This is a genomic window from Bradyrhizobium arachidis (assembly GCF_015291705.1).
Classification (GTDB): domain Bacteria; phylum Pseudomonadota; class Alphaproteobacteria; order Rhizobiales; family Xanthobacteraceae; genus Bradyrhizobium; species Bradyrhizobium arachidis.
Window position 1 is genome coordinate 426537 of the sequence record NZ_CP030050.1, and the last position, 26494, is coordinate 453030.

Sequence of the window (26494 nt, forward strand, 5' to 3'; positions counted from 1 at the left end):
GTCTTGAACGCCTTACGAGACGACTTCGGCGGTGACGCGGCCGACACCGGCGCCGGTGAGGCCGATGGCGCGGGCTGCGCCCGTGGAGAGGTCGAGCACGCGGCCGCGAATGAACGGGCCACGGTCATTGATGGTGACGATGACACTCTGGCCGCCATGGGTGACGCGGAGCTTGGTGCCGAACGGCAGCGAACGGTGTGCCGCGGTCATGGCATTCTGGTTGAAGCGCTGGCCCGAGGCGGTGCGGCTGCCGGATTCGTTGCCGTAATAGGAGGCCATGCCGGAGAAGCTGCGGCCGGTGCCCGAGGACGGGGTCATGGACGCATTGGCGTTGCGCCACTCTGCGCCGGCATTGGTGTCGGCCTGGGCGTGGTGGCGGTGATGGTGCGAGTGCCGGTGGTGATGCCGGGATTTGGCGGAAGCTTCGGTGGCAGTTCCACCGACGATGAGAGTTGCGGCAACAAAGGCAATCGCCGTGCGCGGCCGGGTCACGGTGCCCAGCGTCTTCAAAGACAGCATTTATCGGTCCCTAAGCTAGTATTGCCACATATGTGGCAAGTGGAGCCCCCATCAGTTTGTGAGCGGGACGGCGTTTCGATTCCCAATGAGGCGTGAATTGGGCAGTAAATCCATTATATGTCGTCATGACATGTCTTGTGACTGGCACCGATATTGCAGCGGATGTTCCGCAATTTTCCATTTTAATAATTCGTTAACCTTCAATTTACTTACGAATACTGTAAAGCGAAGTCGTTGTTCCCGATCTTTAGAATTCGATAAGTATTCGGAAGGGGGCGCAGGCCGGCCCGCTGTCACGCCTCTGCGATCCGTGTTCATGGCCGCTATGCGCTGGGGGCAGGAACGAAATGGCGAGATGTCGCCGTAAGGCTCGCGGCAATTCCGTGGCACGGCAGGTTGACTGGAAAGGTTGCCTGAGAGCTCATCATTCCGCGCGCGCGACTGCGACGAACTGGCGAACGAACCTCATGCCTTTAATTTGGCGTCATGTTGCACGTGCGCGCCTGCTATGTTAGCAAAGCCGCGATTTTAACGGACCCGGCACCTCCCGTGTCGGCCGAAAATCGAAGTCCCGCTTGAATTCCAAGGGCTTGGATCGCTAGGCGCCGCTTCGTGGCGACGGTTTTTCCCTTGCGAGTTTGACAGCAAAAAGAGCGCGTCTGTGGCTGCAGAAGATACGTCCGTTTCAGGTGTGTCGGGCCGTTATGCAACGGCCTTGTTTGAACTGGCCCGCGACCAGAAAGTGGTCGACGAGGTCAAGGCCGATCTCGATAAATTCGATGCCTTGCTGAACGAGAGCGCCGATCTCAAGCGCCTCGTCCGCAGCCCGGTGTTCGCGGCCGAGGCCCAGACCAAGGCGCTTGGGGCTGTGCTGGACAAGGCCGGCATCGCCGGCATCTCCGCCAATTTCCTCAAAGTGCTGACCGCCAACCGCCGCCTGTTCGCGGTGGCTGACGTCATCCGCGCCTATCGCGCCCTCGTCGCCAAGTTCAAGGGCGAGACGACGGCCGACGTGACCGTGGCGGAAGCGCTCTCTGACAAGAATCTCGACGCCCTCAAGGTTGCCCTGAAGTCGGTGACCGGCAAGGACGTCGCGCTGAACGTGAAAGTCGATCCCTCGATCATCGGTGGCCTCGTCGTCAAGCTGGGCAGCCGCATGGTCGATGGTTCGCTTCGCACCAAACTCAATTCGATCAAGCACGCGATGAAAGAGGCAGGCTGATGGACATCCGCGCCGCGGAAATTTCCGCGATCCTCAAGGACCAGATCAAGAATTTCGGCCAGGAAGCTGAAGTCTCCGAAGTCGGACAGGTGCTGTCCGTCGGCGACGGTATCGCCCGCGTCTATGGTCTGGACAACGTCCAGGCCGGTGAAATGGTCGAGTTCGAGAACGGCACCCGCGGCATGGCGCTGAACCTCGAAACCGACAACGTCGGTGTCGTTATTTTCGGTGCCGACCGCGAGATTAAGGAAGGCCAGACCGTCAAGCGCACCCGCGCCATCGTGGACGCGCCGGTCGGCAAGGGCCTGCTCGGCCGCGTCGTCGACGCGCTCGGCAATCCCATCGACGGCAAGGGTCCGATCCAGGCCGACAAGCGTATGCGCGTCGACGTCAAGGCGCCCGGCATCATTCCGCGCAAGTCGGTGAGCGAGCCGATGGCGACCGGCCTCAAGGCGATCGACGCCCTGATCCCGATCGGCCGCGGCCAGCGCGAGCTGATCATCGGCGACCGTCAGACCGGCAAGACCGCGATCGCGCTCGACACCATCCTGAACCAGAAGCCGCTCAACGCGCAGCCCGACGAGAACATCAAGCTGTATTGCGTCTACGTCGCGGTCGGCCAGAAGCGTTCGACCGTCGCCCAGTTCGTGAAGGTGCTGGAAGAGCAGGGCGCGCTCGAATACTCGATCGTCGTCGCCGCCACCGCCTCGGATCCGGCGCCGATGCAGTACATCGCCCCCTTTACTGCCTGCACCATGGGCGAATTCTTCCGCGACAACGGCATGCACGCCGTCATCATCTACGACGATCTGTCCAAGCAGGCCGTCGCTTACCGCCAGATGTCGCTGCTGCTGCGCCGTCCGCCGGGCCGCGAAGCCTATCCGGGCGACGTGTTCTATCTGCACTCCCGCCTGCTCGAGCGCGCGGCGAAGCTCAGCAAGGACCATGGTTCGGGCTCGCTGACGGCGCTGCCGGTCATCGAAACCCAGGCCAACGACGTGTCGGCCTACATCCCGACCAACGTCATCTCGATCACCGACGGCCAGATCTTCCTGGAAACCGACCTGTTCTTCCAGGGTATCCGTCCTGCGGTGAACGTCGGTCTGTCGGTGTCGCGCGTCGGCTCCTCGGCGCAGACCAAGGCCACCAAGAAGGTCGCCGGCAAGATCAAGGGCGAGCTCGCGCAGTACCGCGAAATGGCGGCGTTCGCGCAGTTCGGCTCCGACCTCGACGCCTCGACCCAGCGCCTGCTGAACCGTGGTTCGCGCCTGACCGAGCTCCTGAAGCAGCCGCAGTTCTCGCCGCTGAAGATGGAAGAGCAGGTCTGCGTGATCTGGGCCGGCACCAACGGCTATCTCGACCCGCTTCCGGTCAACAAGGTGCGCGCGTTCGAGGACGGCCTGCTGTCGCTGCTGCGCGGCAAGAATGCCGACCTCCTCAACACGATCCGCGACAGCCGTGACCTCTCGGACGACAGCGCCGCCAAGCTGAAGTCGGTGGTCGAAGGCTTCGCGAAGAGCTTCGCTTAAGAGGCCCGTCATGGCCGGGCTTGTCCCGGCCATCCACGCGTCGCCGCGTGGAGGGGAAAGACGTGGATGCCCGGGACAAGCCCGGGCATGACGAAAGGATAGGGTCGCGGTCGAGCCACAGGCTGATCGCTGGGGACGAAGAATGGCGTCACTTAAAGACATGCGCGTCCGCATCGCCTCCACCAAGGCGACGCAAAAGATCACCAAGGCCATGCAGATGGTCGCGGCCTCCAAGCTGCGTCGCGCGCAGACCGCGGCGGAAGCCGCGCGTCCCTATGCCGACAAGATGAGCGCGGTGATCTCCAACATCGCCAGCGCCGCTGCGGGTTCGCCCGGCGCGCCGACGCTGCTGGCCGGCACCGGCCGCGATCAGGTCCACCTGCTGCTGGTCTGCACCGGCGAGCGCGGCCTGTCCGGCGCCTTCAACTCCTCGATCGTGCGTCTTGCCCGCGAGCGCGCTTTGGCGCTGATCACGCAGGGCAAGGAAGTGAAATTCTTCTGCGTCGGCCGCAAGGGTTACGAGCAGCTGCGCCGTCAGTTCGACAAGCAGATCGTCGAGCATCTCGATCTGCGCAGCGTCCGCCAGCTCGGCTTCGTCAACGCCGAGGACATCGCCAAGAAGGTCCTGGCGCGCTTCGAGGCCGGCGAGTTCGACGTCTGCACCTTGTTCTATTCGCGCTTCAAGTCGGTCATCGCGCAGATCCCGACCGCCCAGCAGATCATCCCGCTGGTGGTCGAGGAGGGCGCTGCCGCCAACACGACGTCTTACGAATACGAGCCGGAAGAGGACGAGATCCTCACCCGCCTGCTGCCGCGCAACCTCGCGGTCCAGATCTTCCGCGCGCTGCTCGAGAACAACGCCTCGTTCTACGGCGCGCAGATGAGCGCGATGGACAACGCGACGCGCAACGCCGGTGAGATGATCCGCAAGCAGACGCTGGTCTACAACCGCACGCGTCAGGCGCAGATCACCAAGGAACTGATCGAAATCATCTCGGGCGCCGAAGCCGTCTAGCAAAGACGCATCGGTACCCATCAACGCAACATCCCGGTCAGCTGACCGTGGTCTAGAAGTTCGGATCGAAGGAGACATTCAATGGCAGCCCAGGTCGGTCGCGTCACCCAGGTCATCGGCGCCGTCGTCGACGTGCAGTTCGAAGGCCACCTCCCGGCCATTCTCAATTCGCTCGAGACCAAGAACGGCGGCAATCGCCTGGTGCTCGAAGTCGCCCAGCATCTCGGCGAGTCCACCGTCCGCACCATCGCGATGGACACCACCGAGGGTCTCGTCCGCGGCCAGGAAGTCACCGACACCGGCGCTCCGATCCGCGTTCCCGTCGGCGAAGGCACGCTCGGCCGCATCATCAACGTCATCGGCGAGCCGATCGACGAAGCCGGTCCGGTCAAGACGGAAGGCCTGCGCGCGATCCACCAGGAAGCGCCGACTTACACCGACCAGTCCACCGAAGCTGAAATTCTCGTCACCGGCATCAAGGTCGTCGACCTCCTCGCTCCCTACGCCAAGGGCGGCAAGATCGGCCTGTTCGGCGGCGCCGGCGTCGGCAAGACCGTGCTGATCCAGGAGCTGATCAACAACGTCGCGAAGGCGCACGGCGGTTACTCCGTGTTCGCCGGCGTCGGCGAGCGCACCCGCGAGGGCAACGACCTCTATCACGAGTTCATCGAGTCCAAGGTCAACGCGGACCCGAAGAATCCGGATCCGAGCGTGAAGTCGAAGTGCGCGCTGGTGTTCGGCCAGATGAACGAGCCGCCGGGCGCCCGCGCCCGCGTCGCGCTCACCGGTCTGACCATCGCGGAAGACTTCCGCGACCAGGGTCAGGACGTGCTGTTCTTCGTCGACAACATCTTCCGCTTCACCCAGGCCGGCTCGGAAGTGTCGGCGCTGCTCGGCCGTATTCCTTCGGCGGTGGGTTATCAGCCGACGCTCGCCACCGACATGGGCGCGCTGCAGGAGCGCATCACCACCACGCAGAAGGGCTCGATCACCTCGGTGCAGGCCATCTACGTTCCGGCCGACGACTTGACCGACCCGGCGCCCGCGACCTCGTTCGCGCACTTGGACGCGACCACCACGCTGTCGCGCTCGATCGCTGAAAAGGGCATCTATCCGGCGGTGGACCCGCTCGACTCGACCTCGCGCATGCTCTCCCCGCTGGTCGTCGGCGAGGAGCACTACGCGGTCGCCCGTCAGGTCCAGCAGGTGCTGCAGCGCTACAAGGCGCTCCAGGACATCATCGCCATTCTCGGCATGGACGAGCTCTCGGAAGAGGACAAGCTGACCGTGGCCCGCGCCCGCAAGGTCGAGCGCTTCATGTCGCAGCCGTTCCACGTCGCCGAAATCTTCACGGGCTCGCCGGGCAAGTTCGTCGACCTCGCCGACACCATCAAGGGCTTCAAGGGCCTGGTGGAAGGCAAGTACGACCACCTGCCGGAAGCTGCCTTCTACATGGTCGGCACGATCGAAGAGGCGGTCGAGAAGGGCAAGAAGCTGGCGGCCGAGGCCGCCTAAGCTGGCGAATAGCGAATAGGGAGTAGCGAATAGCTGCTCTCTCTTTTGCCACTCGCCATTCGCCACTCACCATTCGCAGGTTCTCCATGGCCACCTTCCATTTCGATCTCGTCTCGCCGGAAAGGCTCGCATTCTCGGGTGAGGTCGACCAGGTCGATGTCCCCGGCTGGGAAGGCGATTTCGGCGTGCTCGCCGGACATGCCCCCCTCGTGGCTGCTGTGCGGCCGGGTATCCTGACGATCATCACCGGCGGCCAGAAGCAGAAGGTCATCGTGACCGGTGGGCTCGCCGAAGTGTCCGAAGATCGCCTGACCGTGCTCGCCGACGTCGCAACGTCGATCGAGGAGCTGGATCGGGCGCAGTTCGCCGACAAGATCGCGGAACTGCAGGAAAAGCTGTCCGAGAAGGAAGGCTCCGAGCTGGATCTCGCGATCGCGCGGCTCGACCATTACAAGAGCATCCAGCACGAGCTCAACACCACGGCTATGCACTAAGCCCCGGGGCTTCCGCTCCGGGGCTCAAGCTAAAATTCCTGAACAAGTTCAGCGCTCGTCACCGACCGTGGCGGGCGCTGAAACTTTGTTGCACCGCGCCGAAGATAGCGGCATTCTGCGCCCGCGAATTTGTTCCGGGGCTGGGTGCAGATGAAACGCAAGATCGCGGCGATTTTCGCAGCCGATATTGCCGGTTACTCGAGGCTGGTCGCGGAGGACGAAGAGGAGACGCTGCGGCGTCTCGCCTCCTATCGGGAGGTCGTCGACGATTTCATCGCCAAGGCGGGCGGACGCATCTTCAACACGGCGGGCGATGCCGTGCTCGCGGAATTTCCGAGCGCGGTGGATGCGGTGCGCTGCGCGATCGACATCCAGGAGTCCTTGCGTACCCGCAACATGGCCTATCCACCGAGCCGCCAGATGTCGTTCCGCATCGGCATCACCATCGGCGACGTGGTCGAGCGCGACGGCGATTTGCTGGGCGACGGCGTCAATATCGCGGCGCGGCTCGAAGGCCTCGCCGAGGTCGGCGGCATCTGCGTCTCCCGCGCGGTGCACGAGCAGGTCGCCAACAAGCTCTCGGTGCAGTTCGCCGATATCGGCGCGCAGGAGGTCAAGAACATCCCGACGCCCGTGCACGCCTACATGGTGGCGATGCGGCGCGAGGACGGCACCTACGCCAAGCCGCAGGTGAAGAAGGCGGGTGCGAAGCTCGCCGCCGCGCCGGTGTGGATGTGGCCGCTCGTGGTGGCCGTCGTCTCGATCGTCGCCATCGTTGTCTCGGGCTTCCTCTACAACACCAAGCTCAAGCAGACGGCGAACGCCGCATCGACGCCGACGGTCACTCCCAGTGCCGTGCCGAGCGCAACGCCGACTGCGACGGCCGCGGCGCCGAGCCCAACGCCGACCCAAATTGCAAAGGCGCCGATGGCCCCGATGGCGCCGTCGAATGCCGGCGCTGCGATGGCGCCGATGCCAACGCCGTCACCATCCGCCGCGCCGATGACGGGCAAGCTTGCCGCCGACAGCGTGCCCTTCATCAACGAGCGCGTCCGCAATTACCTCGCCGGCGATTATTCGGCCGCCGGCGACTACAAGGCCTTCGCGCTGAATATCGGCGGCTTCACCGGCTCGGTGTTGAACCAGCCGAGCGAGGAGGCTGCGCGCAACGGCGCGATCGAGCAGTGCCAGAAACGCGCCGATGCGGCGCAATCGCCGCGGCGCTGCGAGATCTATGCGGTCGGCAACAACGTCGTCTACGCCCACGGCAAGCCGCCGATGCCGCCGTCGCCGTACTTCCGGCATGACGCCATGACCGAGCGGGCCTTCGCGTCGAAGGATTTTCCGATCGTGCGCGAACAGCAAAAGGTGCGGCTCGAGAACATGTTCGTGCCGGCGGCGAAATCCCGATCGGTCGCACTCGGCCCGGGCGGACAATATTTCATGGTGCTCGGTGCAGCCTCCGCCGAGGATGCGGCGCGGCGTTCGCTGGAATCGTGCGGCGCCATCGCCGGCGTCGCCTGCATGATCGTCGCGGTCGACGACAATTTCGTCGTGCCGATCCCGGCCCTGTTCAGGATCACCGGCTTCTTCCATGCCGCCAGCAATCCCTCGATCGTCGCCGACGCGCGCGACGACGTCGTGCGCAAGCTCGGCGATGCCATGGGCTGGAATGCGGTTGCGGTCGGTACCGCCGGCCGCCCGGGTCTCGGCCTGAAAGCCGCCGACGAGCAGACCGCCGTCAATGCCGCACTCGGCGAGTGCGCCAAGCGCGACAGCGATTGCCACGTCATCGCCATCGGCCCGTTCACGGTGGGACCGATCAATTAGGACTTGCCTGGATCAGCCCCGACTAGCGCGCTAGCGGAGGTGCGTTCCCTCCCCCCTTGCGGGGGAGAGAGGGAGAGAGCGGTGCCTCCCTTACACGCACCCCCGACAAAAAGATCTCTAATGATTTCAACCCCCCGCTCTACTGTGCATGGGGTTGTTTTCGCAGGCTCAGTTTCCGAACGGCGCAAACTCTCGTGCCACGGCGCGATAGACCTCGCGCCGGAACGGCACCACGGTCGGCGACGCGGTCGAGGCGCTCCCAGCGCCAGGCGTCGAATTCGGCGGGCTGGTCGTTGCGCGGTGTCAGCGGATCGATCTCGTCGTCCTTGCCGGTGAAGCGCAGCGCGAACCATTTTTGGCGCTGGCCGCGGAATTTTGCCAGGCGATGCGTCTGCGGTCCGTCATAGGGCGGGAATTCGTAGGTGAACCAGTCGGTCTCGCCGAGATAGTCGGCGCTGACGACGCTGGTCTCCTCCCACAGCTCGCGCATCGCCGCATCGCGCAGGTTCTCGCCCTCGTCGACACCGCCCTGCGGCATCTGCCAGTCGAGGCCGGGCAGGATGATCTCGGGCCCGTCGCCCTTGAAGCGGTGGCCGATCAGCACGCGGCCGTGGGCATTGAACAGCGCGATGCCGACGTTGGGGCGGTAGGGTTTTTCGTTGGTCATCTCAGTCATTCCGGGGCGCGCAAAGCGCGAGCCCGGAATCCATAACCACAGGCCGCCGTCGGTTGAAAGCTCGTGGTTGCCATCCGTGGCAAAACTACTCCCTGGGGTTATGGGTCCCCGCCTTCGCGGGGACGACGACCGAGGGCGCGACGACTGATCTAGTCGTCCGCCAGCGCGGAAAATTCCTGCACCACGCGCTCGTAGACCGGGCGCTTGAACGGGATGATCAGCCCGGGGAGGTTCTTCATCGGCTCCCAGCGCCAGCTCACGAATTCGGCCTTGTGGCCGCCGCCGCCGGGCTTCTCGACATTGATCTCGCTGTCCTTGCCGGTGAAGCGCACTGCGTACCATTTCTGGCGCTGGCCGCGATAGCGGCCCTTCCAGGCGCGGCCCGCCACCGTGCGCGGAATGTCGTAGGTGAGCCAGTCCGGAACCTCGCCGAGCCGCTCGACCGAGCGCACGCTGGTTTCCTCATAGAGCTCGCGGCGCGCGGCCTCCCAGGTGTCCTCGCCGGGATCGACGCCGCCTTGCGGCATCTGCCAGACATGGCTGTCGTCGACATGCTCGACGCCGCCGGCGCGGCGGCCGATGAACACCAGTCCCTTTGGGTTGATCAGCATCACACCGACGCAGGTCCGGTAGGGCAGATCCTCGTAACGCGCCATTCCGCCAGACCTCTCCGCGTGCTGTCGGTAGGGCTCGAACAGGCCCCGCCGACCTCGTGCCGTACCAATCCGTTGATTTAGCTGGATTTTGATTTCAGCATCACGGTTGTCAATGGCACCAAAAGGATACCTCGGTCGCTCAATGTCCGGGTCCAGGCACTGATGCGCTCGATCGAGACGGGCAGGGCCGAGGCGGTGCCGATTGCGGCGCCGCGCTCGCGCGCTGCCGCTTCGAGCTTGTTGAGGGCGCGGTCGATCTCGGTCGCGGTCGGCACCGCGTCGATCGCGATGTCGCCCTTGCCGAACGGCATCGCCTGGCTCCCGGCGGCCTGCGGCGCGATGCTGCGCGGCGAGGAGCCGTCGTCGAAGAAGCCGAGACCGCGCTTGGCCGCCTCGCGGATGACCGGCTGCATCGCCGCGTCCGTCGCGATGAAGCGGGCGCCCATGAAATTGGTGATGCCGGCATAGCCCTGCATCCGGCTCAGGTGCCAGTACAGGCGGTCCATGTTCTGGTCGGTGGTGAGCGAGGTTAGCAGCGTCTGCGGCCCTGGATCGTTGTCCGGAAAGTCGTAGGGCTCCATCGGGATCTGGAGGAAGATCTCGTGGCGCTGGGCGCGGGCGCGTTCGGCGAGCTTGCCGGGATCGGCGCCGTAGGGCGTGAAGGCCAGCGTCACCGCGGCCGGCAGCTTCATGATCGCATCGGTGGTTTTTGCCGCGCCGACGCCGAGGCCACCGATCACGATCGCGACCACCGGCATCTTGGCGGCCTTGGCGCGATCGGCGTCCGCCGCATAGACGTTGAAGGGCTTCAGGTCTCCGGCGACCACGGGGATCATGCCATAGCGCGACTTCTCCAGCAGCTTCGTGTCGATCCCCGCCATGACGGGCGGCGGGGCTGATGCGGCCGCCGCGTCACCCTTGTCCGCGGCATCGCCGGCGCCGATCACGACGTCACGGCGCGCGCCGGTGGAGCCGTCGATCATGGTGACGGTCTTCTGCTCGCCCGCCGGCTTCGCCGCTTCCTTGGTCTCATGCTTGCTCGTCTGGGCCTGATCCTGCCCATGACCGGAGGCGACCGGCTTCTCGTCGGTCGCTTTGGGCTCGCGGATCGCGATCCGCGTCATCGGCTCGCCGCCGAGCGGATCCTTGTTGAAGATGGCGAAACCGGCGAAGGTGACGAGGAACAGGCCGAGCATGACGGCGAGGAGCTGCATGGCCGTGAACGGCAGCCGCAGCCGGCGTTTGCGGCGCGGCTTGTCCTGTCCGAGCGGGGCGCTCAGATCATCGGCCGTTTCAGTCATGCGAGATCCCGAATCACTCACCCCGACGATACCACGCCGGGGTCAAGTGGCGGCAGGCCGGGAGAGGCCGGGGGGCGTGATCGAATCGGATGGAGGTGCGCCCCTCTCCCGCAAGCGGGAGAGGTGAGGAAGCGCCGCTCTTCCGGAGCCGCGGACCTGAGTTCCAAAGCAAAAAGGGCGGCTCTGGGAGCCGCCCTTTTCTTTGGATCGCTTGATGCGCTGCCTTAGTTCGCGGCCTTGGGCCTGTCGGCCGTCGCCTTGTTGTCGCCGCCCGGCGTCGGCGCTGCGGAGGCGCTGTTCTTGATGCCGTGGAGCAGATCGTCGGCGAGCTTGAGCGCCTTGTCGTCCTTGGCGTCCGGCGGGACGTAGGACTGCGAGCCGGTCTTCTCGTCGCCGTCGTTCTTGAGATGGCCGCGCAGCGAAGCCTCGCCCTTGGTGTCGGTGCGCGACTTCAGCTCGTCCGGCACGTCCTGGAGCACTTCGATGTCGGGCACGATGCCCTTGGCCTGGATCGACTTGCCCGACGGCGTGTAGTAGCGCGCCGTGGTCAGGCGCAGCGCGCCGTTGCCCGAGCCGAGCGGGATGATGGTCTGCACCGAGCCCTTGCCGAACGAGCGCGTGCCGACGATGGTCGCGCGCTTGTGGTCCTGCAGCGCGCCGGCGACGATTTCCGACGCCGAGGCCGAGCCGCCATTGACCAGCACGATGACCGGCTTGCCCTTGGTGAGGTCGCCCGCATGCGCGGTGCGGCGCTGGGTCTCCTCGGCATTGCGGCCGCGGGTCGAGACGATCTCGCCCTTCTCCAGGAACGAGTCGGAGACGGTGACCGCTTCCTCGAGCAGGCCGCCCGGGTTGTTGCGGAGGTCGATGATGTAGCCCTTGAGCTTGTCGCCGATCTGATTCGAGAGGTTGGCGACCTCGCGCTTCAGGCCTTCGGTGGTCTGCTCGTTGAAGGTGGTGATGCGGATGTAGGCGATGTCGTCGGCCTCGATGCGGGCGCGCACCGAGCGGACACGGATGTTGTCGCGCACCAGCGTGACGTCGATCGGATTGTCCTGGCCCTTGCGGATGATCTTCAGCTTGATCTTGGTGTTGACCGGACCGCGCATCTTCTCGACCGCCTGGTTCAGGGTCAGGCCCTGCACCGCCTCGTCGTCGAGATTGGTGATGATGTCGTTGGCCATGATACCGGCGCGCGAGGCGGGCGTGTCGTCGATCGGCGAGACCACCTTGATCAGGCCGTCTTCCATCGTGACCTCGATGCCAAGACCGCCGAACTCACCGCGGGTCTGCACCTGCATGTCGCGGAAGCTCTTGGCGTCCATGTAGCTCGAATGCGGATCGAGGCCGGTGAGCATGCCGCTGATGGCGGATTCAATCAGCTTGGTGTCATCGGGCTTCTCGACATAGTCGGAGCGGACGCGCTCGAAGACGTCGCCGAAGAGGTTGAGCTGGCGATAGGTGTCCGCAGTCGCGGCTCGCGCGCTGGAGCCCATGAACACTGCGCGCGGCTGGGTAACGAACAGCGTCAGCGCCGCACCGGTGGCCGCGCTGAGGAGAATAACTGAAGTCTTGCGCATCATCCGCGAACCTTCTCGCCTTCATTTGCGGCCCACCATGGGCCTGGATCGATTGGAGTGCCGTCTTTGCGGAACTCGACATACAGCACAGGTTGACTCGCGTTCGTGGCGAGAATGGAGGCGACTTGAGAGGTCGACCCCATGGTCGCGACTGGCTCCCCCGTGAGCACAAACTGTCCGATGTTTACCGAAATGCGCTCCATCCCGGCGATCAGGACATGATACCCGCCCCCGGCATTGAGGATCAAGAGTTGTCCATAGCTGCGGAATGGGCCGGAATAGACCACCCAGCCGTCACACGGCGTTGTGACCTGGGAGCCGGGCTTGGTGGCCAGGGAAATGCCCTTCTGGACCCCGCCGACCCCGTCGGAACCGCCAAAGTCCCTGATCTTGTTACCGTTAACCGGAAGCGGCAGGAGCCCCTTGGCCGACGCGAAGGCAATCGCAGGGGTGGTCCGGGAGCGGTCCTTGAAAGCGCCAGGGCCGGACTTTGCGCTGGCATTGGCGCTGGCGGCTGCCTTGGCCTCGGCCTGCCTTGCTGCCTCGGCCGCCTTCTCGGCGGCCTTGGCGGCGCTTTGCAGGTCCTGCTCCATCTTGGTGATCAGCCCCTGGAGATCGCCGACCTGTCTTGAAAGCGCGATGGCGCGCGAGCTCTCGGCATCGAGGTCCTTTTCGCGCGAGGCCTGCTGGCGCTGCCGCTCGTCGATCAGGGCGGCGAGGCGGGTCTGGTCGTTCCTGACCCTGTCTCGGTCGGAGGCGAGCTGGTCGCGCTCGCTCGCGATGGTCTTGCGCAGGGCCACGAGCTCGCCGAGTTCGCTGGCGATCTTCTCCGCGCGGCCGCGCAATTCCGGCACAACCGCGCCGAGCAGCATCGCCGTGCGCAATGATTGCAGCGCATCCTCGGGCCGTACCAGCAGGGCCGGCGGCGTGCGCCTTCCGGCGCGCTGCAACGCCGCCAGCACCTCGACGATGTCGGCGCGGCGCGAATCGAGCGAGGAGCGCATCTCCTGCTCGCGACCGCTCAGCGTGCGCAGCCGCGCTTCGGCCTCGTCGATCTTGGTCTCGACAGTGCGCACATTGGCGGCGGTATCGATCAATTGCTGATTGAGCTGGGTGCGGTCCTGGCCGAGCGAGGAGATCTCGGCCTTGAGCTTGGCCTGCGCCTCCTCCGCGCTCTTCTGCCTTGCGCGCGCGGCCTCGAGCTCCTGCTCGCGCTGCTTGATCGCGTCGGGCGAGACCGCCGCGGTCTGCGGCACCGGCGCTGCGGTCTGAGCTTGCGCGAGGCTTATGCAAGCCTGCGCGAGGCTTGCGCCCGAGACGCTCGCAATCAGCAGCAGGTTAAGGGCAGGCGCTCGCATCGCGTTAGGCAAAGGTGCTCGTTGTGGCGCGCGTCACGCGCGGTGATAGGGATGGCCGGCCAGGATGGTGGCGGCCCGATAAAGCTGTTCCAGAAGCATGACGCGGACCATTTGATGCGGCCAGGTCGCAGCGCCGAACGCGATCGCGAGCTTCGCCTTACGGCGCAATTCGGGCGAAAGTCCGTCCGCCCCCCCGATCACGAAGATAGTATGACCGGCACCTTCGTCGCGCCAGCGCCCGAGATGCCGTGCGAATACGGTGGAGTCGAGATTCTGGCCGCGCTCGTCCAGCGCCACCAGGATCGATTTTTCGGGAACATGCGCGGAGATCGCCGCGGCCTCTTCGGCCATCCGCGTCGCGGCGTCGCGTGCGCGGCTTTCGGGGATTTCGTGGATGCTGAGCTCGCGGAATCCGAGCTTGCGACCGGCTTCGTCGAACCGCTCGAAATAGCGGTCGGCAAGCTCCCGTTCGGGGCCCTGCTTCAGCCGGCCCACCGCAATGACAGCAACGCGCATGATATCTTCAGAGTCGTTTTCGAGACCGCGCGCAGGTTGCGCGCGCACGACGCTAACATGCGCGTCAGCCGATTCGAAATCGGCTCGGTGAGCCTAGATCGCTTTCGCCGCCCCTGGGCCCTGCGTGTACAACCGCTCAAGGTTGTAGAACTCGCGGACCTCGGGTCTGAACACGTGCACGATCACATCGCCGGAATCGATCAGCACCCAGTCGCAATTGGGCAAGCCCTCGACATGGATGCTCTTGATGCCGTTTTCCTTGAGGCCCTTCGTGACGTTGTCCGCGATCGCGCCGACGTGCCGGTTCACCCGGCCGGTGGTGACGATCATGTAGTCGGAGTACGCCGATTTGCCGCGAAGGTCGATGGTGACCGTCTCTTCCGCCTTCATATCCTCGAGGCGGGAGAGGATCAGGCTCAGCGTCTTGTCGGCGTCGGGTTGCGCCTGCAAGGCCGCTTTGGTCGATGTTTTACGCGTAGGCTTGGCAACCTTGGGTAAAACAGACTTGGACAATACAGATGTGGTCAGGGACCATTCCTTTCACTGTATCGCGAACGCCGAATCCGGCGCCCACCGGTTACACTACATCATGTAGGGTTAAGGGTTTCAATATGCCAGACAGCCCCAAGCCCCACGCCGCTCCACACACGCCCTCTCACGTGGTTCCCTTCCAGCTCCCGTCCGGGTTCCGCAGGCCCGTTGAGGAGAGATTAAGCTTCAAACCGGTCAGAAAGACCCAGGCCGGCGCAGGCCGGTCCGCGAGCAATGCCGCCTTTTCCTCGGGCAGGCGGTAGCGCGCCAGGGCCCTGGCGGCGGGCGAGGCGAGGGCACGAAAACTCTTCGGCGGACGATCGATCACTGCCATCGGCACCTGGGCAGCGATGCGCCGCCAGTCCTGCCAACGATGGAATTGAGCGAGATTATCGGCGCCCATAATCCAGACAAAGCGCAGGCCCGAGAAGCGGCGGCGCAAGGTGTTGATCGTGTCGATAGTATAGCGGGTACGAATGACGGATTCGAGACAGCTCACCTCGATCCGCGGGTCATCAGCGACGTCGCGCGCGGCCTGCATGCGCTCGCCGAGCTCATGCAGATTGCCGTTCTCCTTGAGCGGATTGCCGGGGGTCACCAGCCACCAGACACGATCGAGTTGCAATCGCGTCAACGCGAAGCGGCTGATTGCGCGATGGGCCTGATGCGGCGGATTGAACGAGCCGCCGAGCAGGCCGATGCGCATGCCCTCGGTGTGGGACGGGACCGCTTGCGCCACGAAACGCGGCACGACGAAATTGTTGCTCAATGCCCGCCCTGCGACTTTACGGCCGCGTCTGCCCGGTGCCGTGAACGCGATACTTGAAGCTCGTGAGTTGCTCGGCGCCGACCGGGCCACGGGCATGGAAGCGACCGGTGGCGATGCCGATCTCGGCGCCGAAGCCGAACTCGCCGCCATCGGCGAACTGCGTCGAGGCGTTGTGCAGCACGATCGCGGAATCGACCTCGCTGAGGAATTTTTTCGCAGCAACCTCATCCGCGCTCACGATCGCGTCGGTGTGGTGCGAGCCGTGATTCTGGATATGTGCGATCGCGCCGTCGACGCCGTCCACCACCTTCGCCGCGATGATCGCGTCGAGATACTCCGTATCCCAATCGTCATCGCTGGCAGGCTTTACACGCGCGTCGGCTTTTTGAACGGCATCGTCGCCGCGCACTTCACAGCCGGCCTCGAGCAGCATCTCGACCAGCGGCTTCAGATTTGTGCCGGCAGCGGCGCGATCGACCAGCAGCGTTTCGGCCGCACCGCAGACGCCGGTGCGGCGCATCTTGGCGTTGAGCACGATCGACTTCGCCATGGCGAGGTCGGCGCTGGCATCGATATAGACGTGGTTGACGCCTTCGAGATGCGCGAATACCGGCACGCGCGCTTCCTGCTCGACGCGCGCGACGAGGCTCTTGCCGCCGCGCGGCACGATCACGTCGATGGCGCCGTTCAATCCTGACAGCATCATGCCGACCGCCGCGCGGTCGCGCGTCGGCACCAGCGTGATCGCAGCTTCGGGCAGGCCGGCGTCGCGCAGGCCCTGCACCAGGCAGTCATGGATCGCGCGGCACGAGCGGAAACTGTCGGAGCCGCCGCGCAGGATCACGGCATTGCCGGACTTCAGGCACAGCACGCCGGCATCCGCCGCAACGTTCGGCCGGCTTTCGAAGATCACGCCGACGACGCCGAGCGGCACGCGCACGCGCTCGATGGTCATGCCGTTCGGCCGCTGCCAGCTCTCGGTGACGATCCCGATCGGATCGGCGATGCCGCGCACGATGCCGATGCCCTCGGCCATCGACTCCACGCGCGCCGGCGTCAGCGTCAGGCGATCGATGAAGGAGGCGGTCATGTTGCTCGACGCGCGGGCCTCCGCGACGTCCTCGGCGTTGGCGGCGAGGATCGCGGCGGAGTTCGCGCGGATCGCCCGCTCCATGGCTTCCAGAGCCCGGTTCTTCTGCTCCGGCGGCGCCAGCGCCAGCACGCGCGCGGCGGCGCGGGCACGGGTGGCGAGATCGGACATCAGCGCCTGGAGGTCGGCATTGCCGTCAACGGCTTTGAGGGGGGCGGCCATGGGGGTCAAAACCTTCTGCTAAGGCGGTGTCCTAGCACGGAAATCCCGCTTTTGCGAAGGGCGGGGAGGGTATGGCTGGGCTTCGGAACGCGGGTTCGGGCCTCGGCCACTGGCCCAGCCGCGGCGTCATGGCCGGGCTTGACCCGGCCATCCACGCACCACCTACGCCGTCATTCCGGGATGGTCCGAAGGACCAGGACCTCAGATGCGCAATTGCGCACCGGGGAATCTCGAGATTCCGGGTTCGGTGCTAGCGCACCGCCCCGGAATGACGGAGGCGGCCTTACCCGCCCACCACCAGATCGTCGCGGTGGATCATCTCCGACCGCCCGCTGATGCCGAGGATGGCCATCACGTCCGGAGAGGAGCGGCCCTTGATCCGTTCGGCGTCGTCGGCGTCATAGGCGATCAGGCCGCGGCCGACCTCGCTGGTATCGGGGCCACGCACGATCACGGCGTCGCCGCGGGCGAACTGGCCCTCGACCTTGATCACGCCGGCCGGCAGCAGGCTGGCGCCGGCACGCAGCGCCGCGACCGCGCCGGCGTCGATGGTCAGCGTACCCTTCGGCTCCAGCGAGCCCGCGATCCAGCGCTTTCGCGAGGTGATGGGATTGGCCGGCGTCAGGAACCAGGTGCAGCGGCCGCCATTGGCGATCGCCTGCAAGGGATGCTCGATCTTGCCGGAGGCGATCAGCATATGCGTGCCGCCGGTGGTCGCGATCTTGGCGGCCTCGACCTTGGTGCGCATGCCGCCGCGCGACAGCTCGGACTCGGCGTCTCCCGCCACCGCCTCGATCTCGGAGGAGATGCTTTCCACCACTGGAATCAGTTTTGCGTTCGGATTGTTCTTCGGCGGGGCGTCGTAGAGCCCGTCGATGTCGGACAGCAGCACCAGGAGGTCCGCGCTCGCCATGGTGGCGACGCGCGCGGCGAGGCGGTCGTTGTCGCCGTAGCGGATCTCGTTGGTGGCGACGGTGTCGTTCTCGTTGATGACAGGGATCGCGCGCCATTCCAGCAGCTTGCCGATGGTGGAGCGGGCGTTGAGATAGCGGCGGCGCTCCTCGGTGTCCTGCAGCGTCACCAAAATCTGCCCGGCCCCGATGCCATGCGCCCCGAGCACCTCCGACCAGATCCGCGCCAGCGCGATCTGGCCGACGGCGGCTGCGGCCTGGCTCTCCTCCAGCTTCAGCGTGCCGCGCGGCAGCTTGAGCCGGCTGCGGCCGAGCGCGATCGAGCCCGAGGACACCACGAGCACGTCGCGGCCCTCGCGGTGCAGCTTGGCCATGTCGTCGGCGAGCGCGGCGAGCCACGAGGCCCGCACCTCGCCCTTGTCGGAATCGACCAGCAGCGCGGAGCCGACCTTGACGACGATGCGGCGGAATTGACTGAGTTCGGGGCTGGCCATGTGGGTATGTGCTGGCGCGTGTAACGAATTGCTCGGGAAACGGCGGAGCGACGGGCGGCGCCGATGAGCCCTGCTTTTGCAGCAGGATGGTGACCGGCGCAAGGCGGCCAGAATGGTAAACGGCGAAGGTCCGCGCTGTCCTTGGGCCTTGTCTTGAGCGCCGGCCCGGCTCTAATGCCGCCAACCAATAATGGGCTGGGGAGGACACGTATGGATCGCCGCAAATTCATCGCCGGATGTATGGGCCTGCCGCTGCTGGCGCAGGCGGGCGAGGTGCAGGCGCAGGCCGGGCTGAGCAAGATCATCTTTCCCTTCGCGGCGGGAGCCGGCGGCGACACGCTGTGCCGGCTGATCGCGCAGGAGATGGCGCCGGTGTTGCAACGGACCATCGTGGTCGAGAACCGCACCGGCGGCGATGGCCTGATCGGCATCAAGGCGGTGAAGGGCGCAAGCCCCGACGGCAGCATGGTGCTGGTGACGACGGGGCCGACCATGTACCTGCTGCCGATGGTGGAGACGACACCGAGCTTCGACACGGCCAAGGATTTCATGCCGGTGTCGCTCCTGGCGCGGTTCGAATTCGCACTGGTGGTCAGTCCGGCGATGGACGTCGCCGATTTCAAGGGATTTGTCGCCTGGCTGAAGGCGCATCCGGACAAGGCCTCGTTCGGCGTGCCCAGCAACGGCACCATTCCGCATTTCATGGGCTCCAAGCTCGAGAAGGATCTCGGCATTCCGCTCACGCGCGTGCCCTATCGCGGCAGTGCGCCGATCCTCAACGATCTCGTCGGCGGCCACATTTCTTTTGGGATCACCACGCTGGCGGATGCGCTGCCGCAGCATCGCGCCAAGGGCGTGAAGATCATCGCGGTCTCGAGCGCCGAGCGTTCGCCATTCGCGCCTGACGTTCCGACGCTGAAGGAAAGCGGCATCGATCTCGTTGCCGACGCCTGGTACGGCATGTGGCTCCCCGCCGGCAGCCCGCCCGACTTCGCCAGCAAGCTCAGCGCGGCCGCAAGCGCCGCGCTCGCCAAGCCCGAGGTGAAGGAGAAGCTCACCGCGATCGGGCTGATCCCGGTCGGGAGCAGCGCGGATGGGCTATCGAAGGAGCTGGCCGCCAACACGGCCTTCTGGCAGCCGATCGTGAAGGCGACGGGGTACAAGATCGAGAATTAGAGCCCGATTTTAACTGAGGTGCTGCACATGACTCGGCGCTTGCTCGGTGCTGCCCGGTTATTTGCCAGCAATTATCAGATCGTCGTGTGCGACGATCCATTGAGCTCGCTTGGCAGCGAGGATGACTGGAACTGGGATGCTGCTAAATCCAAACGCGGCTTTGCCGGCGTTCCCGCGTTCCGGATGATCGGCACGGAAGCGGACCTCAACGATCATTGGATTGAGCTGATATCAAGCGATCAGCCGCCTTCGCCGGACGAATGGCAGCGGATTACCTGTGTGCATTTTCATTCCGGAAGCGGACGGATCCATGTCATGTCGGTGATCGACAATAATGCGGCAATCACTGCGGATGTCGAGCGGGGCGATTACGCAATCTATGTGGCCGGGCAAAATCTTGGAATCGATCAGTTGAATCTCGGCGAGAAGACGAAACTCTCGGACGCCGAAATCGCCGAGCGAAAGGATATCGAGTGGTACCGACTCTTTCTGGTGCGGGGTAAGCCGGAATTTGAAGGGCACGTGGTTGATCGCTAGCTAGCCGGTGCTCTATTCCTTATCCCGAGGAGCGCGCTCCTGCGCGCGTCTCGAAGGATGGAAGGCCCGGCTGTCGCAGCGGGGTCTGCACGGTTCGAGACGGCGCTGTCGCGCCTCCTCACCATGAAGTCTACATCTTCGCGCGCTGGGCGATGCCGTCCTTGATCGCGGCGAGTTCGGCTTCGTCCCAGATGCCGATCAAGACCCCGCCCTTCACCTGCAGCTGGTTGTCCGCATAGTTCGCGATCTTCTCGCGCGGCGTGGTGATGTGGTCGTTCGGATGCAGCGCCCAGTCGAACAGCTCGGCCTGGAGTCGCGCAATGATCGCGGCACATTCCGGATCGTCGCCGCGATCGACATATTCTTCTGGATCGGTTTCGAGATCGTACAGCATCGGGCGGAAGCCGGAGGCGTGGATGTATTTCCAACGGCCATCGAACACCATGAAAAGGCGGCAGCGCTCGATCGGCTGGTTCAGCTTCAACCGCACGTCCTGCATGGCGTAGTCGTATTCGGAGAACGCCACCTTGCGCCAATCCGTCGGCGTTGGCCCGCGCAGCAGCGGCAGCAGCGAGCGTCCCTCGAGGATGTGGCCCGGCACCTTGCCGCCAAAATAATCGACGAAGGTCGGCGCGAGGTCGATGCCTTCCACCAGCGCGTCGCTGCGGGTGCCACGCGTGGCATCCGCCTCCTGCGAGGGATCGATGATGATCAGCGGGATTTTTGCCGACTGCTCGTGGAACAGATCCTTCTCGCCCATCCAGTGATCGCCGAGATAGTCGCCATGATCGGAGGTGAACACGATCAGGGTGGTGTCCAAGAGGCCGCGCGTCTCCAGAAACTTCATCAGCACGCCCATCTGATCGTCGATCTGGGTGATCAGGCCCATATAGGTCGGGATCACCTTCTCTCTCGCCTCATCGCGCGCCATATTGCGGGAGTAGCGCATGTCCATATAGGCGCCGAACACCGGATGCGGATTCTGCCGCTCGCGCTCGGAGCGGATCACCGGGATCATGTCATCGGTCGAATACATGCTGGCATAGGGCTCGGGCGCGATGTAGGGCCAGTGCGGCTTGATGTAGGACAGATGCAGGCACCACGGCCGGCCGTCGGTCTCGGCTTCGGCGATGAAGTCCATCGCGCGCCGCGTCATGTAGGGCGTCTCGGAATGCTCGTCCGGTACGCGGGCGGCCTTGTCGGCGTGCACCAGCAGCCAGCCGTTCTGCAAGCTGCCGTCTTCCGCTGCGCCTGAATTGGCCCAGTGCTCCCAAGGATTCGGTGCGTCAAAGCCCTGCTGGCGCAGATACTCGTCGTATTTGGGCCGCGGCCGTCCGGTCGGATGCAGGCCGTCGTCGCGCTCATAGGGCTCGAAGCCGCATTCGGCGACGTGCACGCCGATGACCGATTCCGGGGGGATGCCGAGCGCCTTCATGCCTTCGAGGTCGGGCGCCATGTGGGTCTTGCCGACCAGCACGTTGCGGACGCCGATCTTCTTGAGATGATCGCCGAGCGTGGGCTCGCCGACCCGCAAGGGCCAGCCGTTCCAGTGCGAGCCATGCGAGCGCATGTAGCGGCCGGTGTAGAATGACATCCGCGACGGGCCGCAGATCGGCGACTGCACATAGGCCTTTGAGAACAGCACGCCGCGCTTCGCCATGGCGTCGATGTTCGGCGTCTTCAGCGTGGGATGGCCGGTGCAGCCGAGATAGTCATAGCGAAGCTGGTCGCACATGATCCAGAGAACGTTCTTCGCGCGCGCCATGCCTCGCCCCTGCATTTTCTTGATTGCTTGATGCTGCGCTATCGCAGGCGCGATGACAAGCCAGTGATGCACGTGCCTGTGGCCATAAACTCCACTGTCGTCCCTGCGAAAGTAGGGACCCATAATCCCAGGGAGTGGTTTGGCGAAGACTCGTCGAGCGGGACTACAACCGTCCACAACCGATGGATCACGCGGTATGGGTCCCCGCGCCCCGTGCGCAATTGCGCACTAGGCGGGGACGACGAGAAAAATCAAGCCGACCACGGCTCCGTTTCGGCCGCGCTCTTGGCCTTGGCCGACACCGGGGCCTCGCCGATCACCTCGACGAGCGCGCGCAGCGCTTCCTTGACGCCGTCGCCGGTGACGCCGGAGAGCAGCAGCGGCGTCTTCTTGGCGGCGCGCTTCAGCCGGTCCTTCTGCTTCTTCAATTCGTCCGGCTCGACTGCGTCGATCTTGTTCAGCGCGACGATCTCGATCTTGTCGGTGAGCTGCCCGCCATAGGCATCGAGCTCCTTGCGCACGGTCTTGTAGGCTTTGCCGGCATGCTCGCAGGTTGCATCGATCAGATGCAGCAACACGCGGCAGCGCTCGACATGGCCGAGGAAACGGTCGCCGAGGCCGGTGCCTTCATGCGCGCCTTCGATCAGGCCGGGGATGTCGGCAAGCACGAACTCGCGGCCGTCGGCGTTCACGACGCCGAGCTGCGGATGCAGGGTGGTAAAGGGATAGTCGGCGATCTTCGGCCGCGCCGCGCTGACCTTGGACAGGAAGGTCGACTTGCCGGCATTGGGCATGCCGACGAGACCGGCATCGGCGATCAGCTTCAGCCGCAGCCAGATCCAGCGCTCCTCGCCCACCTGGCCGGGATTGGCGTTGCGCGGCGCGCGGTTGGTCGACGATTTGAAATGCGCGTTGCCGAAGCCCCCATTGCCGCCCTCGGCCAGCACGAACTTCTCGCCGACCTTGGTGAAATCGTGGATCAGCGTCTCGCGATCCTCGTCGAAGATCTGCGTGCCCACGGGCACCTTCAGTACGATGTTCTTGCCGTTGGCGCCGTGGCGGTCGGAGCCCATGCCATTCTCGCCCTTCTGGGCCTTGAAGTGCTGCTGATAGCGGTAGTCGATCAGCGTGTTGAGGCCGTCGGCGACCTCGATGATGACATTGCCGCCGCGGCCGCCATTGCCGCCGGAGGGACCACCGAACTCGATGAACTTCTCGCGGCGGAACGCCACGCAGCCGTTCCCGCCGTCACCGGAGCGGATATAGACCTTTGCTTCGTCGAGGAATTTCATGGGCCATAGGTAGGCCAGAGGCGGGGAAGCGGCAACCCGGACTTGTCCGTGAAAACCAGGAAATTCCGCAAATTTTGGTGCTTGCTTAACCCCTGATCCCGGTCTTGCCTCAATTTGGCGACGGCCGGTCCTGGGCCGGTGCATCGCCGGCCGGCAGCAGGACGCAGCGAAGTGGGTGCTGACGGGCCGCCGCGAGGTTCTGGATTTTTTCGCGAAAGGCCGCGGCTTCGATGCGGGGAAAGATCCCGCAGGAGCCGCGCTTGCGCGCATGGGTGCAAAACACGATCGCGATGGCGCGCTCGCGGCCCATCCCTAGCACGCTTTCGAGAACGAAGGTCACGAACTCCGATGGCGTATAGGGGTCATTGAGCAGAACGAGCTCCAGATAAGCCGCCTCGCTGCGATCGGCTTCGACATCGGCCGCTACGCCCTTGGCGATACCATGGCTCAGATAAACCAGGGCGTCGTAGCGGGTTGCGCCCTGCGCCGAAAGGAAGCGACCGATCGGCTCGGCGAACAGCTCGACGAGCATGTCGGCGCCCGTCACGACCGTCCGTTCGGACAGCTGTGCCTCGTTGAAGGCAAGCTGAAGCAGATGACCGAGGCCCGTCGTTGGCTCCGTCGCGCTCGCAGCCTCGACATCCCTCCGCAGGCGCGTGAGGTCGATGCCGCAGGCCTTCAGCACCGGCGATGCGTCTTCGTCCTCGATCAATGCGGTGAGCAAATCCTGCGGGCCCGGATGCGTGCGGCCTTGCGCCCGTGCGGCTGAAGTCGCGCGCTGGAGCGAACGCTTGAATGTCTCGGAGCAGGGCGGAAGCAGTGCCATCGCGGACCATCATGATGCGAAGTGTGCACGGGGTTTGTCGGCACCTTCTCCGTCGTGGTTCACGCGGTCCCGCTTGCTTCGCTCGCGCCGTGAGACGTGTCCGCTAGCCCGGCCGGCGCCGGATCAGGAATTTCTGCACGCCCTCCAGCACCAGCTCCTTGCGCTGGTTGAACACGGTGCTCTTCAGCGTCACCGCGCCGGTCGTGCGGCCCGGCACCAGTTCGGTGACCTCCAGCGCGGGATAGATCGTGTCGTCGGCGAAAACCGGTTTGAGGAACCGGCTCGACTGCTCGAGGAAGCCGACCAGGGATTCCTCGACCATGAACGGAAACAGGCCGGCGCCGGGCGCGGTGTGGATCAGGGTCTGGAAGCCGTGCGCCAGCAGATGCGGCATGCCGCGGCTGCGGCAATATTCCACATCATAGTGCACGGGATGGGTGTCGCCGCTCGCGGTCTGGAATGCCGCGAACACCGCGGTGGTCTGGGTCCGGCTCGGCAGCACGAAGCGCTCGCCGACCACGAAATCCTCAAACCAGCGTTGCGTGGGGATCATGCGATGCTGGGCTGGATCGAAGTCGGTCATGTCGATGCTCTTTCGTTCGTGGGCGGCCTATCGCTACCGCGACGCGAAGAGTGCGACAATCCGTTCAATTCGGCTTGCGCGGGCTTGTCGCGGTGGCTCACGTCATTAAAACGACCGCAAGCGACTCTAGTCGCCGGTTTCCGCCGCTGTCTCAGCCGTCATTGCGAGGAGCGAAGCGACGAAGCAATCCAGACTGCCGCTGCGGAGACAGTCTGGATTGCTTCGCTTCCGCCTTCGCTCTTCGAGCTTCGGCGGACAAGCCGCTCGCGACGACGAACTTTCACACTCCGACCAATAGCGATGCCCTTCTTCAAAAACCTCTCCGCCTATGACGACCGCTCCGCGCGCCTGGCCGGCATCGCGCTGATGGTGCTGTCGATCTTCATGTTCTCGTTCGGCGACGCCATGGGCAAATTTCTGGTCGGGACCTATTCGGTGGGACAGCTCCTGTTCCTGCGCGCCTGCGCGGCGCTGCTGCTGCTGGCGCCGCTGATCTGGATGCAGCGCCACCAGTTCCTGGATCTGGAGCGGCCGGGTCTGCAGCTGTTTCGCGTCGTGCTCTCGACGCTCGAGGTCGCCGCCTTCTTCCTCGCGACGGTCTATCTGCCGCTCGCCGACGTCATCACCTATTATCTCGCCGGCCCCATCTTTGTCACAGCGATGTCGGCGATCTTTTTGGGGGAGAAGGTCGGCTGGCGGCGCTGGACCGCGATTCTGATCGGCTTCTGCGGCGTCCTGATCGCGCTGCGGCCGTCGGCGCAGACGGTGAGCCTGCCGGCGCTGATCGCGCTCGGCGGCAGCCTTTCCTTCGCGACGTTGATGCTGATCACGCGCAGCCTGCGCAAGACGCCCGACATCGTGATGGCATCCTCGCAATTCATCGGCACGTTCTCGCTGGGTGCGGTGCTGTCGGCATTCCATTGGGTGCCGCCGACGCCGGGCAGCCTCGTGTTCTTCGCGCTGGCCGGGCTCATCTCGGTCACTGCGCTGTTCTGCGTCAACCGCTCGCTGAAGCTCGCGCCGGCGAGCGTGGTGGTGCCGTACCAATATTCGATGATCGTCTGGGCCGTGATCTTCGGCTTCGTCGTATTCGGGGATGTGCCACAGGTCGCCACCATCGTCGGCGCGGCCATCATCATCGGCGCGGGGTTCTACATCTATCTGCGGGAGCGCGATTTGGGGCGAGAGAGCGCGGAGGTGAATCCGCCGGTGTAGCCACAACGTCGTCCCGGGGCGCGACGAAGTCGCGAGCCCGGGACCCATACCCAGGGCGTGGTTTGACGAAGACTCGGAGTGGGCGCCTCGTCCCACACTCCTTCCTGTGGTTATGGGTCCCCGCGTGCGCGGGGACGCCAGTTGTGAATGTGGTTGCGCTTCTGCCTGCCTCACGTTGATTGCGGCAGCGCCTCGCGCCTTACCTCATCCGTCTCGCGCTGCTCCAGCTCTTCAGCGACGACCACACCCCGCGCGAGAGGCGGAAGCAGTCGACGGGCGTCGAGGAGCCCAGCGCCAGGAAGCGGTGCAGCTGCACGCCGCTCCACTGGAAGCCGCACTTCTCCAGCACCTTGCGCGAGGCCGGGTTGGTGACGCGTGCGCCGGCGTAGAGATGGTCGTCCTCGAACTCCTCGAAGAAGAAGTCGATCGCGCCGCGCGCGGCTTCCGTGGCAAAGCCCTGGCCCCAATGCTCGACGCCGAGCCAGTAGCCGAGCTCGGCATTGGCAGGCGTGGAGCAGTCGATCCCGACCATGCCGACCGGCCCGCTGTCGTGCTCGATCAGGAATACGGTCTCGCTGCCGAGCTCGGACGTGGCCCGGATGAATTCGACGGCGTCGTCCTGCGAATAGGGATGGGGGAGGCGGCGGGTGTTCTCCGCGATGCGGAGGTCGTTGGCGAGCTGGGCGATGGTCCTGACATCGGCGAGGGTCGGCCGCCGCAAGGTCAGCCGCTCGGTGGCGACGACGCTCGGTCTCGCCTCCCGCAAGGTCACGCTCGAGAAATCCTGCAACATGTCCGGCTCCGTGAAAGTCACTAAGTGAAAAGTGAGCAAGTCAAAGAAAAGGGGAGGCCGGTTTCCCGCCTCCCCTTGG

General features: G+C 65.0%; 24 protein-coding genes and 1 pseudogene. 9 read left to right on the top strand and 16 right to left on the bottom strand.

The annotated features are described in order from the left end of the window. Positions 1–12 precede the first annotated feature (12 nt). A complete protein-coding gene (locus tag WN72_RS02040; protein ID WP_027561876.1) occupies positions 13–519 on the bottom strand; it encodes a septal ring lytic transglycosylase RlpA family protein in 507 nt (168 codons plus the stop codon). Positions 520–1180: 661 nt separating this feature from the next. Between WN72_RS02040 and WN72_RS02045 the strand changes: the two genes are divergently transcribed. From WN72_RS02045 to WN72_RS02070, 6 genes are all read left to right on the top strand, one after another. Continuing rightward, entirely contained in the window at positions 1181–1741 is a 561-nt protein-coding gene (locus WN72_RS02045; RefSeq protein ID WP_027561877.1) for a F0F1 ATP synthase subunit delta, read from the top strand. Next, the gene (gene atpA / locus WN72_RS02050) at positions 1741–3270 is read left to right on the top strand and encodes a F0F1 ATP synthase subunit alpha (RefSeq protein WP_027561878.1); all 1530 of its coding nucleotides are present in this window, start codon (positions 1741–1743) and stop codon (positions 3268–3270) included. The genes WN72_RS02045 and atpA overlap by 1 nt, the downstream gene beginning before the upstream one ends. Positions 3271–3412: 142 nt before the next feature. Beyond that, positions 3413–4285, top strand: coding sequence for a F0F1 ATP synthase subunit gamma (locus tag WN72_RS02055; RefSeq protein ID WP_027561879.1), 873 nt, complete (start codon positions 3413–3415; stop codon positions 4283–4285). 81 nt (positions 4286–4366) lie between these two features. Beyond that, complete coding sequence (atpD, locus tag WN72_RS02060) at positions 4367–5800, top strand: F0F1 ATP synthase subunit beta (protein WP_027561880.1); 1434 nt, start codon at positions 4367–4369, stop codon at positions 5798–5800. An 86-nt stretch (positions 5801–5886) separates the two neighbouring features. Then, positions 5887–6294: a F0F1 ATP synthase subunit epsilon gene (locus tag WN72_RS02065; protein ID WP_027561881.1), complete on the top strand. Its 408-nt coding sequence runs from the start codon at positions 5887–5889 to the stop codon at positions 6292–6294. A 150-nt stretch (positions 6295–6444) separates the two neighbouring features. After that, the gene (locus WN72_RS02070) at positions 6445–8124 is read left to right on the top strand and encodes an adenylate/guanylate cyclase domain-containing protein (RefSeq protein WP_092217827.1); all 1680 of its coding nucleotides are present in this window, start codon (positions 6445–6447) and stop codon (positions 8122–8124) included. 168 nt (positions 8125–8292) lie between these two features. On the opposite strand, the pseudogene WN72_RS02075 reads toward WN72_RS02070, so the two are convergent. The 10 genes and pseudogenes from WN72_RS02075 to proB form a co-directional block, all read right to left on the bottom strand. Then, positions 8293–8791: pseudogene (locus WN72_RS02075) on the bottom strand (RNA pyrophosphohydrolase). A gap of 158 nt (positions 8792–8949) precedes the next feature. Further along, on the bottom strand, positions 8950–9456 hold the full coding sequence (locus tag WN72_RS02080; RefSeq protein WP_027561884.1) for an RNA pyrophosphohydrolase: 507 nt from the start codon (positions 9454–9456) through the stop codon (positions 8950–8952). 77 nt (positions 9457–9533) lie between these two features. Continuing rightward, positions 9534–10757: a divergent polysaccharide deacetylase family protein gene (locus WN72_RS02085; RefSeq protein ID WP_092217826.1), complete on the bottom strand. Its 1224-nt coding sequence runs from the start codon at positions 10755–10757 to the stop codon at positions 9534–9536. A gap of 224 nt (positions 10758–10981) precedes the next feature. After that, positions 10982–12340, bottom strand: coding sequence for a S41 family peptidase (locus tag WN72_RS02090; RefSeq protein ID WP_027561886.1), 1359 nt, complete (start codon positions 12338–12340; stop codon positions 10982–10984). Next, on the bottom strand, positions 12337–13695 hold the full coding sequence (locus WN72_RS02095; protein ID WP_092217825.1) for a murein hydrolase activator EnvC family protein: 1359 nt from the start codon (positions 13693–13695) through the stop codon (positions 12337–12339). Before WN72_RS02095 ends, WN72_RS02090 begins: the two co-directional genes overlap by 4 nt. A 33-nt stretch (positions 13696–13728) precedes the next feature. Further along, complete coding sequence (rlmH, locus tag WN72_RS02100; RefSeq protein WP_027561888.1) at positions 13729–14211, bottom strand: 23S rRNA (pseudouridine(1915)-N(3))-methyltransferase RlmH; 483 nt, start codon at positions 14209–14211, stop codon at positions 13729–13731. Between the two features lie 93 nt (positions 14212–14304). After that, positions 14305–14661 (bottom strand): ribosome silencing factor, encoded by a 357-nt coding sequence (gene rsfS / locus WN72_RS02105; protein ID WP_092217824.1) that lies wholly within the window; start codon positions 14659–14661, stop codon positions 14305–14307. 205 nt (positions 14662–14866) lie between these two features. Next, positions 14867–15511, bottom strand: coding sequence for a nicotinate-nucleotide adenylyltransferase (locus WN72_RS02110; protein WP_167381007.1), 645 nt, complete (start codon positions 15509–15511; stop codon positions 14867–14869). A 16-nt stretch (positions 15512–15527) separates the two neighbouring features. After that, complete coding sequence (locus tag WN72_RS02115; RefSeq protein ID WP_092217823.1) at positions 15528–16823, bottom strand: glutamate-5-semialdehyde dehydrogenase; 1296 nt, start codon at positions 16821–16823, stop codon at positions 15528–15530. A gap of 283 nt (positions 16824–17106) precedes the next feature. Next, positions 17107–18228, bottom strand: coding sequence for a glutamate 5-kinase (proB, locus tag WN72_RS02120; protein ID WP_027561892.1), 1122 nt, complete (start codon positions 18226–18228; stop codon positions 17107–17109). Between the two features lie 210 nt (positions 18229–18438). Between proB and WN72_RS02125 the strand changes: the two genes are divergently transcribed. Both WN72_RS02125 and comJ read left to right on the top strand, forming a co-directional pair. Further along, a complete protein-coding gene (locus tag WN72_RS02125) occupies positions 18439–19404 on the top strand; it encodes a Bug family tripartite tricarboxylate transporter substrate binding protein (protein ID WP_027561893.1) in 966 nt (321 codons plus the stop codon). A gap of 27 nt (positions 19405–19431) precedes the next feature. Then, entirely contained in the window at positions 19432–19941 is a 510-nt protein-coding gene (gene comJ / locus WN72_RS02130) for a competence protein ComJ (RefSeq protein WP_143130712.1), read from the top strand. A gap of 130 nt (positions 19942–20071) precedes the next feature. Here comJ and WN72_RS02135 read toward each other — a convergent pair whose 3' ends face one another. The 4 genes from WN72_RS02135 to WN72_RS02150 form a co-directional block, all read right to left on the bottom strand. After that, positions 20072–21706, bottom strand: a complete 1635-nt coding sequence (locus WN72_RS02135; protein WP_092217820.1) for an alkaline phosphatase family protein — start codon at positions 21704–21706, stop codon at positions 20072–20074. 251 nt (positions 21707–21957) lie between these two features. Continuing rightward, complete coding sequence (gene obgE, locus WN72_RS02140; protein ID WP_092217819.1) at positions 21958–22998, bottom strand: GTPase ObgE; 1041 nt, start codon at positions 22996–22998, stop codon at positions 21958–21960. 109 nt (positions 22999–23107) lie between these two features. Next, positions 23108–23824 carry an ATP-dependent Clp protease adaptor ClpS gene (locus WN72_RS02145; RefSeq protein WP_092217818.1) on the bottom strand — a complete coding sequence of 239 codons (717 nt, stop codon included), beginning with the start codon at positions 23822–23824 and terminating at the stop codon, positions 23108–23110. Between the two features lie 103 nt (positions 23825–23927). Then, positions 23928–24407 carry a MaoC family dehydratase gene (locus WN72_RS02150; RefSeq protein ID WP_027561898.1) on the bottom strand — a complete coding sequence of 160 codons (480 nt, stop codon included), beginning with the start codon at positions 24405–24407 and terminating at the stop codon, positions 23928–23930. 300 nt (positions 24408–24707) lie between these two features. On the opposite strand from WN72_RS02150, the gene WN72_RS02155 reads away from it, so the two are divergent. Beyond that, positions 24708–25622, top strand: a complete 915-nt coding sequence (locus tag WN72_RS02155; RefSeq protein ID WP_092217817.1) for a DMT family transporter — start codon at positions 24708–24710, stop codon at positions 25620–25622. A gap of 199 nt (positions 25623–25821) precedes the next feature. Here WN72_RS02155 and WN72_RS02160 read toward each other — a convergent pair whose 3' ends face one another. Next, a complete protein-coding gene (locus WN72_RS02160; RefSeq protein WP_167381006.1) occupies positions 25822–26415 on the bottom strand; it encodes a GNAT family N-acetyltransferase in 594 nt (197 codons plus the stop codon). Positions 26416–26494: the final 79 nt, after the last annotated feature.